Origin of the sequence: Prosthecobacter sp. (genome assembly GCF_044222565.1) — a bacterium.
In the GTDB taxonomy this organism is placed as follows: domain Bacteria; phylum Verrucomicrobiota; class Verrucomicrobiia; order Verrucomicrobiales; family Verrucomicrobiaceae; genus Prosthecobacter.
This window is the reverse complement of record NZ_JBGANA010000019.1, coordinates 115,714-129,437: the sequence shown is the minus strand read 5'-3', so window position 1 is coordinate 129,437 and position 13,724 is coordinate 115,714. Positions and strand designations below refer to the sequence as shown.

Genomic DNA, 13,724 nt, shown 5'->3' with positions numbered 1-13,724 from the left:
ACCACCGTCAACTCCCCCACCGCCATGAACCCGCCCATCGCTGACTCGGTCCGCATCGGCCACGTCCACCTCAAAGTCTCCGACCTCGAGCGCTCCCTCTCGTTCTACTGCGGCGTCCTCGGCTTTCAGCTCACGCAGCGCTACGGCGCCCAGGCCGCCTTCGTCTCCGCCGGTGGTTATCACCATCACCTTGGGTTGAATACCTGGGAAAGCCGTGGCGGCAAAGCCCCGCCCCGCGGCACCACCGGACTCTACCACGTGGCCATTCTCTATCCTGACCGCGCTTCACTCTCAGACGCACTGCGCCGTCTCATCAAAAACAACATCCCTCTCGATGGCGCCTCCGACCATGGCGTCAGCGAAGCACTCTACCTGCACGACCCCGATGGCAATGGCCTCGAACTCTATGTCGATCGCGAGCCCTCCCTCTGGCCCCGAGATGCCAGAGGCGAGCTCGCCATGACCACCGAACATCTCGACCTCGAAGCCCTTCTCGCAGAATCTTCTCAATCATGAACACGATCTCCATCTCCGAACTCCAGGCGCAGAAAGACTCCGCCACTCTCATCCACGTTCTCCCCGAGGAGCATTTCGAATGCGCCCATCTTCCCGGCGCCATCAACGCATGCGTTTACGAAACCGTTTTCATCTCCAAAGTCACAGAGCTCATTCCCGACAAAAACTCCGCGATCATCGTTTACGGCGCAGGCGGCGACTCACTGGATGCCATCACAGCCGCTGAAAAGCTCACCAAGACCGGCTACACCCATGTCAGCGCCTTCACCGGCGGTCTCGCCGAATGGCGTCAGCATCAGCTCCCCCTCGAAGGCACACACGCCGAGCCTGCTGCCGCCGCTCCTCAGGGCCATTACCAGATCGACACCGCAACCAGCCTTGTCCGCTGGACCGGCCGCAATCTCTTCAATCACCACCACGGCACCCTCAGGCTCTCCGGCGGCCAGATCGAAATCCAAAACGGCATCCTCCAGTCCGCCCGCTTCACACTCGATATGAACAGCATTGCCTGCGAAGACCTCGCGGACAACGTTTTCAACGCCATGCTCATCCGTCACCTGCGCGATGACGACTTCTTCGCCGTGGACCGTTTCCCCACCGCTGAGTTTATCTGCACCGGTGCGACTCCGCTTTCAGCCTGCACCCCCGGTACTCCGAACTACACTCTCCACGGCACCATGACCCTTCGCGGTGTCACAAAGCCCTTGAGCTTTCCCGCCGTCATTGCTGCTGCAGACTCGGATCATCTCACCGGCCAGGCCCAGTTTGAGCTCGACCGCACCCAGTTCGGCAGCCATTACGGCTCCGGCAAACTCTTCGCATTCCTCGGCAAACACGTTGTCAACGATCACATCCACCTTCACATCAAACTCCACGCCAAACGCGCATAACTTTATACTTTAAACCTTCTCCCCCATGAACACCCTCGAAGCCATCGCCTCCCGCCGCGCCGTCAAGCACTACGATCCCGCCCATCGCATGACCGATGCGGAAATCCGCCAGCTCCTCGAAGCCGCCATGCTCGCCCCCAGCGCCTTCAATATTCAGAACGCCCGCTTCGTCTCTGTCATTGATCCTGAAATCAGAAAACAAATTCGCGCCGTCGGCTGGGATCAGGCGCAGATGACCGAGGCCTCACTGCTCATCGTACTGTGTGCCGACAAAGACGCGTGGAAGAAAGAACCCGGCCGCTATTGGAGGAATGCACCCCAGCCCGTGCAGGACTTCCTCGTCCCCGCCATCGGCCAGTACTATCAAGGCCGCGATCAGGTGCAGCGCGATGAATGCATGCGCTCCTGCGGCCTCGCCGGCATGACCATCATGCTCGCCGCCAAGGCCATGGGCTATGACTCCTGCCCCATGGACGGCTTCGACTTCGACGCCGTCGCCAAAATCATCAAACTTCCCGAAGACCACGTCATCTCCTTCATGATCGCCGTCGGCAAAGGCACCCAGCCCGCCTGGCCCAAACCTGGCCAGCTCTCCTATGAAGAAGTCGTCATCCGTGACCACTTCTAAAACCCGCCCGCTCAGCATCGTACTCATCTCGCTTCGTCGAGATGAGTACAACCCTTCCACCACGCATCGCGCGTGAATAAAGGTGCCGCCTGATGCCTCCGCAAAGCTCAGCACATGTCGAGTAACCCAACGCTGTTCCGTAGTGCCGGCGTTAGCCGGAATCCGGTCCGGCGTCCATGCACTCAAAGACCCCATGAAAATCGCCATCGGTTCCGATCACGCCGGCTTTCTCTACAAACAAGCCATCCTGCAGCATCTGCAGGCCGCAGGCCATGAAGCGGAGGACTTCGGCACTCACTCCACTGACCCCGTCGATTACCCCAAATTCATTCGCCCCGTCGCCGAGGCCGTCGCCGCAGGCGCTTTCGAGCGCGGGATCGTCCTCGGCGGTTCTGGCAATGGCGAAGCCATCGCCGCCAACCGCGTCCGCGGCATCCGCTGCGGTCTCTGCTGGAACCTCGAATCCGCCCGCCTCACCCGCCTCCACAACGACGCCAACGTCCTCTCCCTCGGCGAGCGCATGATGGACCTCGCCACCGCCCTCCAGATCGTGGACATCTTCCTCACCACCCCCTTCGAAGGCGGCCGTCACCTCGCACGCATTCAGCAGCTCGATGAGTGATGCGGGCACTCCTGCCTGCACATCGAGTCATCCAGGACTTTCTTACCGCCGAAGCATCCACACCACAGCCAAAAACGCAGCAGAAAAATTCAGAACCAATCTCTGCGGCGTTTCAGCCTCTGCGGTGTAAAAAATCCAGGCCTCCCTCAACAGGCCTGGCTAAACCGATAGATCTCTCGCAAGCAGTGAAGTTTATCACCCTTAATCTTTGACCTTATTGCCTCTGAATTGACCATCCCACCCCGCACCTCCCGCTGGACCGCCATCATTCCCTGGCTCTTCGTCCTCCTCTGGAGCAGTGGCTTCATTGGCTCAAAGCTCGGCGTGCCGTACGCCGAGCCCTTCACCTTTCTGACTCTGCGGTACTGCATCGTCCTCGCGATTCTCGTCCCCATCGCCCTTCTCACTCGCGCACCCTGGCCCAAAGGAAAAACACAGCTCGCCCACGTCGCCTTCGCGGGCCTCATGATCCACGCCCTCTACCTCAGCGGCTGCGTCTGGTCCCTCCGCCTCGGCCTTCCCGCCGGCATCCTCAGCCTCATCGTCTCCCTCCAGCCACTCTTCACCGCCGCCTTTGCAGGCATGGCCCTTGGTGAGCGCGTCCTGCCGCGCCAGTGGGGCGGACTTGCACTCGGTTTCCTCGGCACCATCCTCGTCGTCGCGCACAAAACCGGCAGCGGCCTCACCTTCGTCATGACCCTGCCCGCCATCGCTTCGCTGGCAGGCATCACCGTCGGCACCATGTGGCAGAAACGAAACTGCCCCGCCTTCGATCTCCGCACCAGCACCGTCGTGCAATACGCCGCCAGTCTCCTCATCACCGCAGTCCTTGCCTACTCCACGGAAACGATGCACATCGAATGGAGCGGCCAGTTCGTCTTCGCCCTGCTTTGGGTCGCCCTCGTGCTTTCCATCGGCGCCATCAGCCTTCTCAATCACCTCATCCGCAGCGGCACCGCTGTCAATGTCGTCAGCCTCTTCTACACCGTCCCCGCCGTCACCGCCCTCATGGCCTGGGCCATCTTCCGCGAGACCCTCACCGGCCTTTCACTCATCGGCATGCTCATCGCCGCCCTCGGCGTCTGGCTCGCCCGCGCAAAGTAATCGAAGTACCCCTCGTGAAGTGGTCCTCACTCTTCGAGTGCGGCTTCTGGTCCCCCTTCACACCAAAAACCTGCACGAAAAACTTTCAGCAGCTATTCTGCGCCAGCATCGCGTTCACAAAATCTTCCCAGCTCTGCTCCCTCAGGAAACAGCCGCAAACCACGGCCAACAACGGCAAACAATCGTAAACTCCCCCATCATGAAACTCCTCCTCTCTCTGCTCCCCATCCTCTGGCTCTCCCTCACCCTCCAAGCCCACGCCGAAGATCCCACGCCCCCACCTGCCGAACTCACCACCCTCACCCAGACCTTCATCACCGCTCTAAAAAACGATGACGCCACCGCCATCGCAGCCTGCTGGCACTCGCCCGAAGTCCTGGCCAAGCTCAAAGAAGCCGAAGCCACCGCCGCCTCCGGCACTTCCACCACCGAGATCAACGTGCCCAAAGAGCGCGAGAAAGAACTCAAGCGCCGCGAAAAAGACCTCACGCGCAACAAGCAGCGCATTGATGAAATCCGCACCCTCATCACCAAACACTTCGGCAGTCTCTCCGACCTCAAATTCGTCTCCCTCGAAGTCGCACCCGACGACGACGCCTCCGATCCCACCGCCGCCTTTGACGATGTCGAAATTCACCTCCTCGCCGCGGACGGCACCCGGCTCCGCCTCGAAATCGACGACGCCCTCCGCATCGAAAGCGTCTGGAAATTCAAAGGCCGCGTCGAGGACAAATTGAGCATCGAGCTCACCGATTTCTGAAAACGATTGCCGAAAAGTACGATGGGCACTCTTGCCCGTCGATCAGCGTTCCCGCCATCAGATCAAGCTTACTCGTCATCGGAGGCAGGGCTGGACGCCCCTGCCTTCTTGCCCTCTTCTCCTCGGGAGCTCGCATCACACAGCGATGTCAGCACTGCAAAGTGCCAAAATCAATTGCCGTGTAAATCTGTGCGGTCATGCTGCGCACATCATCATGGCTTCCGTCCTTGTCCTCTACGCCCATCCCGCTCCGCACAAGTCGCGCATCAATCGCCGTCTCGCCGCCGCAGCACGCGAAGTTCCAGGCGTCACCTTTCGCGATCTCTATGAGCTCTACCCCGACTTCCTTATCGACGTCGAAGAGGAGCAGAAGCTCCTCAAAGCGCACGACATCATTGTCCTCCAGCACCCCTTCTACTGGTACAGCGCACCCGCTCTGGTAAAAGAATATCTTGATCTCGTGCTCACCTACGGCTGGGCTTACGGGGAAGGGGGCACCGCTCTTCAGGGAAAGACCCTTGTGCACGCCATCAGCGCCGGCGGGTCCGAAGAATTTTACTGCTCGCAGGGCCGCAATCGCTTCACCATCCGCCAGCTTCTCGCCCCTTTTGATCAGACCGCGTTCCTCTGCGGCATGCGCTACCTCGCACCCCACGTCATCCATGGGGCCAATCAGTTCGCGGATCACGCCTCCATCCAGCCGCATGCTCATCGCTACGCCCGCCTCCTCAAAGCCCTGTGCGATGAAACCCTCCCGCTTGAGCAGGCGGTGGACGCTCACAAAATCAACGACCTCATTCCTGCATAGCAGACCATGCACGATCCGCACTTCTTCCTCTCTGCCTTCATCTACCTCGCCGCTGCGGTCCTGCTCGTGCCCATCGCGCACCGCCTCGGCCTCGGCAGCGTTCTCGGGTATCTCATCGGCGGCGCCGTTATCGGCCCCTTCGTCCTCGGCTGGGTCGGCGGCCGGCAGGGAGAGGAGGCCATGCACTTCGCCGAATTCGGCGTCGTCATCATGCTCTTCATGATCGGCCTTGAGCTTGAGCCATCTCGCCTCTGGCGCATGCGCGGCCCCATCTTTGGACTCGGTGGTTTGCAGGTCTCCCTCACCGCCCTCGCTGTCATGGCCATCGCCATCGCATTCGGCTTGGAATGGAAGCCCGCCCTCGCCACCGGCATGATTTTGGCCCTCTCCTCCACCGCCATCGTTATCCAGACCCTCCAGGAAAAAGGCCTCATGCGCACCGATGGCGGCGGCGACTCCTTCTCAGTGCTCCTGTTTCAAGACATCTCCGTCATCCCCATGCTCGCGGTCTTTCCCTTGCTCGCCGCCAGCGTCACCAAAGCTGAGCACCACGGATGGCTGCACGATCTTCCCCACTGGGCGCAGCCCCTCGTCACTCTTGGCGCTGTGGTAGCCATCGTCATCGCCGGCCAGTTCATCGTTCCGCGTGGCTTCGCCATCCTTGCCAAAACCGGCCTCCGCGAGCTCCTCACGGCCGCCGCGCTTCTCCTCATCGTCGGCGTCGCTCTGCTCATGACCCAGGTCGGTCTCTCCCCTGCGCTCGGTGCCTTCGTCGCAGGCGTCGTTCTCGCAGGCAGTCATTACCGCCACGAACTTGAGAGCAATCTTGAACCCTTCAAAGGACTCCTCCTCGGCCTCTTCTTTCTCGCCGTCGGCGCCTCGCTTGACTTCACCGTCATCGCCGCCAATCCCCTCCTTGTTGCCGTGCTGGTGCTCGCTCTGATCGTCCTCAAAGCAGCCGTCATCTACCTTATCGCCACCGTTTTAAAAATCCGCGGCAGCCATCGCTGGCTCCTCTCACTTGCGCTCGCCCAGGGCGGTGAATTTGCCTTCGCCCTGCTCTCCATGGCCATTCAGCAGGACATCCTCAGTGAGGAAACCTCCAAGCTTCTCGTCGCCGTCGTCGCCCTCTCCATGGCCGCCGCTCCGCTCCTCTTCATCATCTACGAGCGCCTCATTGCCCCGCGCTACACCTCCGTCAGCCGCGAGCAGCAGCGCGCTCCCGACCGCATCGACCAGCACGCTCCCGTCATCCTCGCCGGCTTCGGCCGCTTCGGCAATTTCGTCGGCCGCTTCATGATGTCTCAGGGCGTCAAAGTCACCGTCCTCGAAAGCGACCCCGATCACGTGGACATGCTCCGCCGCTTCGGATTCAAGGTCTTCTATGGCGATGCCACCCGCCTCGATCTCCTCCACGCTGCAGGCATTGATCAGGCCTGCCTGCTCATCATCGCCCTCGCGGATCAGGCCAAAGTCGCCAGGCTAGTGACCGAAGTGCGCGAAAAATTCCCCAAGCTCCGCATCCTCGCACGCGCCCACGACTACGATCAGCGCTTCGAGCTCATGAACCTCGGCCTCTCCGCCGAAGACACCGTCCACGAGCAGATGGGCAGTGCTCAAGAACTCGCCGTCCGCGCTCTGCGCGCCCTCGGCAAGCCCGCCTACGCCACCGAACGTGCCGCCCGCCGCTGGAAGCGCTACGACGAAGAAACCGTCCACCTCCTCGTTCCCGTCCATGAAGACGAGGATACTTATGCCCGCATCGTCCGCGAACGTCGCATCGAGCTCACCCAGCTCTTCGAAAAAGACCTCGCCGAACTCCCCGAAGTCAACGACGACGGCTGGGAGATCAACCGCGCCGAAGAATCCTAGCCCCCGGGACCGCGGCACTCCGATGCCGCCCTGCTTCGCAGACATCTCCCGCTCCGCTTCCTCACCCCAAGCTCCGCGAATCGCCCCGCCCTCACTCCGCTTCACAAAACGCTCCACGGAGTCTCCAGCATCTAGCATCCAGTATCCAGTATCCAGACTACTTCGCCGTCAGCTTGATATTCCGGAACCAAGTCTCGTCCCCATGCTCCGTCAGCATGATCTTCCCTTTCCCCGGCGCGAAACCTTCCTTGTTCTTAAACTTGCTCTTCGCGATCCTCTCCTTCCACTCCGGCGTCGTCGTGTCCGCCTCACAGGCCAGCGCATCATTCAGCCAGTGTTGGATTTTCCCATCCTGCACCACGATCTTGCTCACATTCCATTCGCCAGCAGGCTTCACCAGCTTGCCTGTCATCGGCTCCTTGATGTCATAAATCGAAGCCGTTGTGTGCGAGCCGCCTTTCAGACCGTCCGGATGGCCGCTGTCATCGATCATCTGGTACTCGATCCCCAGCCACTCCTTGCCGCCCACCTTCGTCACCCAGTATTTAATACCATTGTTCCCCTTTGGATTCACCTTCCATTCCCACTCCAGCACAAAGTTCGAGTACTCATTCTTCGAGATCAGCGCGCCGCCGCCTTTGCCATTCAGATGAATCGTCCCATCACTTTCCGTGGTCCAGCCACCCGAAGGCGCAGCCTCTTTGGTGTCCGTAAAATCAGCCAGTGTCAGTGTGACCGGCTCGGCGGCGGCGAATGTGGCAAGGGCAAGGAGTGAAAGCAGCGTGCGCATGGTGGTTGAGTTGGGATGGGTTGCCCCGCATCAAAGGCGCGACTCCGTCCAGATGCCAGCGCGTTTTTCTCAATCATCGTCCTCCACCATGTCCGGCGGGTTCACCCGGATGATCTCATGTTCCGTCGTGAAAAGAATCACATACCCGCTCGACTCAAACGCCATCGGCAGTCCCTCGCATGGCTTGGGCAGGTGATACCGGTGCGTGACCGCGCCGCTCTTCTTGTCCACGTGGATCAGCACATCCGGCCGCTCCAGCTTCCACGCACGCTTGCGTTTGGACCGCCCCGGCGTGCACCCTTTTGGCATGTCATCCGGAGACCCCGGCTCCACGCTCAGCAGCTTCAGGCCGTCTTTGTGCTCCATGTGAAACAGCAGCCCGTCCTCGTGCAGCGTGAAGTGCGTGCCGTCCTGCATCCACCACGCCAGCTCCATGCCGGGAGTTCCCGTGATCGACGGCCGCGGCAGCTTCACCACATGGCACCGGCCGTCAGGCTCCACCCATGCACACGCAGGCTCCGGATTGTCGCGATCCTGGGAGGACACCATCAGCACCGCCCCGTCATGCCACTCGCTCAGTTCTCCCCGGTTGTAGTTCGGCAGCGGCAGCTCCAGCCGGCGGCACGCCGCGTAGCGCTCGCCGCGCGCGTCAAATGGCACAAAGCGCAGCCCCAGGGTGCGGTTCCCGTTCCAGCTCGGCTCAATGACCATGCTGTGTTCCGGAGTGAAGCACAGCGGCCATTCGTTCCCCTCCATCAGTTCGGACTCCGCGCGCACCAGCGGCTTCCACGGGATGCGCGTCACGTCAAACCCCGCCAGCGCTCCCTTGCCCATCAGGATGCCCCGGTCACTCGCGAAGGTCACATGCCATGAATGAATCGTGAAGCCGAGGTAGCCGATGTATTCGTCATTCAGCTCCGGCAGTTCCGGCTTGCTGGATACAAAACTTTTGTCCGGCTTCTCCGTCATCGCCGCCGTGCGGTACGGCCGCAGCTGCAGGGCAGGCAGCGTCTTCACAGCTTCATCTCGTGTCACAAAGGCCATGTAGCGCGCCACCTGCTCTCCCGCTCTTCCATCAGACGGAAACACCAGATCGCCATCACCCGCCCAGTCGCTCGGACGGAACCTCTGCGTGCTGCATCGCGAAGTCCGGTTCACCGGCGTATGCGTGACAGTGAGCTTTCCCGGCTGCCATCCCATGCTTGCCACTGGCACCGGCCCCAGTGGTTTCTTCTCTGCGTCCAGCAGGATCATCCGCACCGTGCTGCTCTGCGCATCCGGCCATGCATTCAGCAGATATTCCGCGCCCTGCTCGATCTCCACCGGCGGCCCGATCAGCCGGCCCCACCGGTTCGCATCCTCCGGCTGCCAGCTTGCCGGCTGCGGCACCATCTCGCGCTGCCATGCCACCGCAGATCCATCCGCCACCGCCGCAGGTTCACGTGCCGTTTCAAACACCGTCCCATGCGTGGAAAAGGCGCGCGGCTCGCTTGAAAACGTCATCCCATTCCCACGCCAGCGCAGCATGACCTTCAGGCTCCCGGAAGCAGGCAGCGTGATGACCTCCTGTGCTCCTCGAGCCGGCGCTTCCTCGATCGTGTGCACGCTGCGCAGCTTCTGCGGCGTGTCTCCCGCCAGCACCTCCAGCGAAAACTTGCCGCTCAGCCGTGACAGCGCCGGAAGATAGGTGCCCGCCCTCCACCACCGCGCATCGCTCAGTTTGTCCGCCTCCGTCCTCCCATCACGATCCCCCACGGTGATGATGATGCCGCGCTCCGCAGACTTGCCCAGCTCTGGCAGCACCAGCTGCCACTGCACCGTCATCGCCTCCCCCTTTTCCGCTGGCGGCCGTACCCACGCCTCCACCGCCGGCACCAGCTCCCCCTTGCCAGCGATCAGATCCCTCAGCGCCATCAGCTCCGTCGTCATCTGCGTGTACTGGGCGGTGATGCGATGCTTCGGCAGGTTTTCGAGTCCGGTCACAAATTGCTCAAATCCTTCCACGTAATCGCACGCCATCAGCGCCTCGCCCACACGGCTCGCTGTGCCTGGCGGTGGCAGCGCCGTGCTCGTCATCTCCGCATGGTGCCGCTCCCACAGCATCAGCGCCAGCGTCGCAAATTCCACACCGCCGTTTTTCCCGGCCCTGACCGCCGTGCGTGCCAGCGGCAGCAGATGCTCCTTCTGTTCGGAAGACTGGTCCAGCGCGCTGCTCCACGTCGTGGCCAGCACATGCGTCTGCTCCGCACGGTGCTGCTGCAGGATGATCCTGGCATACCTCTCCCAGTGATCCAGGTCATTGATCCGCGGCGTCGTGTTCTTCGCCGCATCCAGCACCCGCGTCACACGTTCCTTTTCGTTGCCGCGCTCCAGGCTCTCCAGGCAGTTCAGCAGGCTTTCAAATTCACTGCGCTGCACCTCTCCCATCTGCAGGTTCTTCACCAGGTTCAGAGCCAGCTCCTCCATCCACGGGCCTCCCGTCGTCCGGGGATGACTTCCCGTGGGTGCAAAGGCCGCCAGTCTCAGCGCCACCCGCGCGCGGCTCTCCACACCCAGCTTCTCCGCCATTTGCAGCTGTTCCTCGCTCACACCTCCGGTCAGTGCCAGCGCCAGCAGCGCATGCGTCACCAGGTTTTCGTTCTTCGGCTGCGCCTTCGCGGCCTCCAGGCATGCCTCCGCAAAGTTGGCGTCATCCGTCATCGCCGCCTGCAAAATCAGCCGCGCCTTCGTTGTGGGCTGATAGGGCGGCGTCGTGTCCTCCCACATGCCCAGCAGCTCGTTCATCCCGCCCATCAGCTGCATCTCCGTCTCTGGCGGCACCGGTGCATGCACCAGCAGCCGCGCCACCCGCTGTGCCAGCGCCGTGTGGCCTCCGGCCTGCAGATCGTGCATCACCACCACAAAGTTTGCCGGATCTCCCAGCACCAGCTGGGGCTGCGCCGTCTGCACTGCCTCCAGCAGCATCAGGCCCAGCAGCGGCTCCTTGCGTATCGCATCATGGCGCAGCATTCCCAGCACCAGGCTGCACACGTCAGGACGCGCGCTGCCATGCGGCGCATCCTCCACCGCCCTCGCCACCGCCTTCACCCATTCCGTAAGTTGGTTCGCCTTGTCCGCATGCGCCAGCCAGTCCACACCGCGATACCCATGCAGCTGCTTTTTCCAGTGCGGAGAGGCCAGGTTCACCCTCCGCATGCCCTGCACCGCAGCCTCCGCCGCCCACACCGCGGACTCCTTCTGCTGCTTGCCGCTCTCATACTGTTCCGCTCTTCCGAACCATCCTTGCGGCAGGCTCGGCGCCGCCTGCAGCACCAGATCATCCGCCGCGCTGATCTCCTCATTCGGCCGTTCCAGATCTCGCGCCAGTTGCGCCATCAGCAGACATTCAATGGTGTGCCCCGCCGCAGTCTTCACCGTCTCCCGCAGCCAGTCATAAAAGGCGCTGTGCTGAAACGGATCTTCCGCCAGCTCCTTCATCGCATAGCTCACCCCGTCGGCCTGTTCCGCCCGCTGCCGAAATTCAGGGTCCGCCAGCCGGCTCTTCCAGCCCTCGGGTGTCGGCGGGGTAGGGGTTGCGGGTGTCGCAGTCGCATTCGCCGCCGGTGCGGGCGTTTCAGTCTGCGCCGTAAGCAGCATTGGTATCCACGCTCCTGCCAGCAGCAGGCATCTGCACCACGGACCCAGTTTGGATTTCACCATGGTCCCAAGGCTAGCCAGAGATGCCGCCTGCGGTCAAGATCACGTTTCACATTCGCGGCGAAATGTGCGCCGCCTCACGACGTTGTTTCTCCACCATGAAATCCATCCTTCTCTTCGCCCTCCTTGCCGCATCGGCCATCGCTGCAGACGCTCCTAAAGAAGCCCCCAAGAAGGCCCCGAAACGCGCTCCTCATCCCTCGCTCGTAAAGGTCGAAGACGTCGCCGGTCTCCCTCGCGTTCTCCTCATCGGCGACTCCATTTCAATGGGTTACACCCTCGATGTGCGCGAGCTCCTCAAAGGCAGGGCCAACGTCCATCGCATCCCCACCAACGGCGGCCCCACCACCAACGGCCTTAAAAACATCAAGGATTGGCTCGGCACCTCCAAGTGGGACGTCATCCATTTCAACTGGGGCCTCCACGATCTCAAATACATCGCCGACGATCCCTCCAAGCGCGCCGACCCCAAAGCACCCGGCTCTCATCCCCAGGTCCCTCTCGCCGACTATGAGAAAAATCTCACCGAACTCGTGAAGACCATGCAGGCCACCGGCGCCAAGCTCATCTGGTGCAACACCACCCCCGTTCCCGCCGGCTCTGATGGCCGCGTGGAAGGAGATGAAAAGAAATACAATGAAGCCGCCGCCCGCGTCATGACCGCCGCTGGCATTCCCACCGACGATCTCTGCGCCCACGCCGCCGCCAAACTCACAGACGTCCAGCTTTCCGCCAACGTCCACTACTCCCCCGCCGGCTACCACTACCTCGCCGAAAAAGTCGCCGCCGTGATCACAGAAAATCTGCCCAAAAAATAGCCACCCCATTTGGAACCGAAGCGAAGCGTAGGTAGACAGCCGCAGGCTGCCCCGAAGGGGTGAGCGATAGCGAGCCGAACGAAGTGAGACAGACGACTGAAAGGAGCCCGTAGGGTGAGCACAGCGAATCAATCAATACGGTCGCGAAGTGAAGAATGAACGCAGCTACCGCTTTCCGCCGGCCGCCATCATCCTCTCGAAACGGTAGGCAGCAATGACTGCTCTTCGCACTCCTCACTTTTCGCTCTCGAAGAACGACACAGCAGGTTGTCTCTGAACCCATCTGGAAAATCTTTGCGTTCTCCGATTCTTTGCTGTGCATAGATCTGGCCGCACCTTCACCCCCTTCCTTCCGCATGAAATCCCTCCTCCTCTTTCTCGCCCTCGCCACTCTCTGCCAGGCCCAGGTCAAATCCCAAAACGAACCCACCAACGCCGCCGAAGCCGCCGCCAAAAAAGCAGCCGAGGACAAGGCCGTCGATGAAAAATACCAGGCTCTGAAAGCCACCCTCCCGCCCGATCAGCAAGCCTGGGAAACCATCCTCGAACAAAACCTCGGCAACGGCTTCTACCTCCCCCTGCACAAGAAGGACAAAATCGCCGGACGCTCCAACGCCTGGGACTTCGTTCAAGACGACCCCAAACTCCCCCGCGTCCTCCTCATCGGCGACTCCATTTCACGCGGCTACACCCTCGACGTGCGCAAAGCCATGGCCGGAAAGGCCAACGTCCATCGCGCTCCTGAAAACTGCGGCCCCACCGTAAACGGTGTCAAAAAAATCGACATCTGGCTCGGCACCGGCAAATGGGACGTCATCCATTTCAACTTCGGCATCCACGACCGCAAAACCCCTGCCGCCGACTACGAGCAGCGCCTGGAGACCCTCATCGCCCGCATGCAAAAAACCGGCGCCAAGCTCATCTTCGCCACCACCACCCCCGTCCCGCCCGACACCAAAGACGGCCCCGAACTCGTCACCCAGATCGCCGAGAAAAACGAGATCGCCCTCCGCGTCATGAAAAAGCACAACATCCCAATCGACGACCTTCACGCCTTCCTTGCCCCCCAGCTCCAAGGCATCGCCAATCCCCAGGACGTCCACTTCAACGCCAAAGGCTACGAACTCATGGGCCAGCAGGTCGCCCGCTCCATCGAATCCGCCCTCAAGTAACACCGGCGCGGTAGGGCGGCTTGTCCCAAGCCGCCGCCGAACGTCCCT

12 protein-coding genes are annotated in these 13,724 nt (G+C 61.6%); 10 read left to right on the top strand and 2 right to left on the bottom strand.

The annotated features are described in order from the left end of the window. Positions 1 to 24: 24 nt before the first annotated feature. The 8 genes from ACILSR_RS23965 (at position 25) to ACILSR_RS23930 (ending at position 7,200) form a co-directional block, all read left to right on the top strand. Entirely contained in the window at positions 25 to 516 is a 492-nt protein-coding gene (locus ACILSR_RS23965) for a VOC family protein (protein ID WP_395752337.1), read from the top strand. Then, entirely contained in the window at positions 513 to 1,406 is an 894-nt protein-coding gene (locus tag ACILSR_RS23960; protein ID WP_395752336.1) for a YceI family protein, read from the top strand. The genes ACILSR_RS23965 and ACILSR_RS23960 overlap by 4 nt, the downstream gene beginning before the upstream one ends. A gap of 25 nt (positions 1,407 to 1,431) precedes the next feature. Continuing rightward, positions 1,432 to 2,034 (top strand): nitroreductase family protein, encoded by a 603-nt coding sequence (locus tag ACILSR_RS23955; protein WP_395752335.1) that lies wholly within the window; start codon positions 1,432 to 1,434, stop codon positions 2,032 to 2,034. Positions 2,035 to 2,227: 193 nt separating this feature from the next. Beyond that, positions 2,228 to 2,656, top strand: coding sequence for a ribose 5-phosphate isomerase B (gene rpiB, locus ACILSR_RS23950; RefSeq protein ID WP_395752334.1), 429 nt, complete (start codon positions 2,228 to 2,230; stop codon positions 2,654 to 2,656). Between the two features lie 228 nt (positions 2,657 to 2,884). Beyond that, positions 2,885 to 3,760, top strand: coding sequence for a DMT family transporter (locus ACILSR_RS23945; protein ID WP_395752333.1), 876 nt, complete (start codon positions 2,885 to 2,887; stop codon positions 3,758 to 3,760). A gap of 199 nt (positions 3,761 to 3,959) precedes the next feature. Beyond that, on the top strand, positions 3,960 to 4,520 hold the full coding sequence (locus tag ACILSR_RS23940) for a hypothetical protein (protein WP_395752332.1): 561 nt from the start codon (positions 3,960 to 3,962) through the stop codon (positions 4,518 to 4,520). A gap of 214 nt (positions 4,521 to 4,734) precedes the next feature. Continuing rightward, positions 4,735 to 5,328, top strand: coding sequence for an NAD(P)H-dependent oxidoreductase (locus tag ACILSR_RS23935; protein WP_395752331.1), 594 nt, complete (start codon positions 4,735 to 4,737; stop codon positions 5,326 to 5,328). 6 nt (positions 5,329 to 5,334) lie between these two features. Further along, on the top strand, positions 5,335 to 7,200 hold the full coding sequence (locus ACILSR_RS23930; RefSeq protein WP_395752330.1) for a monovalent cation:proton antiporter-2 (CPA2) family protein: 1,866 nt from the start codon (positions 5,335 to 5,337) through the stop codon (positions 7,198 to 7,200). Positions 7,201 to 7,357: 157 nt separating this feature from the next. Here the strand turns inward: ACILSR_RS23930 and ACILSR_RS23925 are convergent, their stop codons facing one another. Together ACILSR_RS23925 and ACILSR_RS23920 are read right to left on the bottom strand one after the other, a co-directional pair. After that, positions 7,358 to 7,990 carry a DUF1080 domain-containing protein gene (locus ACILSR_RS23925; protein WP_395752329.1) on the bottom strand — a complete coding sequence of 211 codons (633 nt, stop codon included), beginning with the start codon at positions 7,988 to 7,990 and terminating at the stop codon, positions 7,358 to 7,360. Positions 7,991 to 8,059: 69 nt separating this feature from the next. Beyond that, complete coding sequence (locus ACILSR_RS23920) at positions 8,060 to 11,689, bottom strand: hypothetical protein (RefSeq protein WP_395752328.1); 3,630 nt, start codon at positions 11,687 to 11,689, stop codon at positions 8,060 to 8,062. Positions 11,690 to 11,784: 95 nt separating this feature from the next. Here ACILSR_RS23920 and ACILSR_RS23915 point away from each other — a divergent pair, with 95 nt between their 5' ends. Both ACILSR_RS23915 and ACILSR_RS23910 read left to right on the top strand, forming a co-directional pair. Beyond that, positions 11,785 to 12,504 (top strand): SGNH/GDSL hydrolase family protein, encoded by a 720-nt coding sequence (locus tag ACILSR_RS23915; RefSeq protein WP_395752327.1) that lies wholly within the window; start codon positions 11,785 to 11,787, stop codon positions 12,502 to 12,504. Between the two features lie 356 nt (positions 12,505 to 12,860). Then, a complete protein-coding gene (locus ACILSR_RS23910; protein ID WP_395752326.1) occupies positions 12,861 to 13,676 on the top strand; it encodes an SGNH/GDSL hydrolase family protein in 816 nt (271 codons plus the stop codon). Positions 13,677 to 13,724 lie beyond the last annotated feature (48 nt).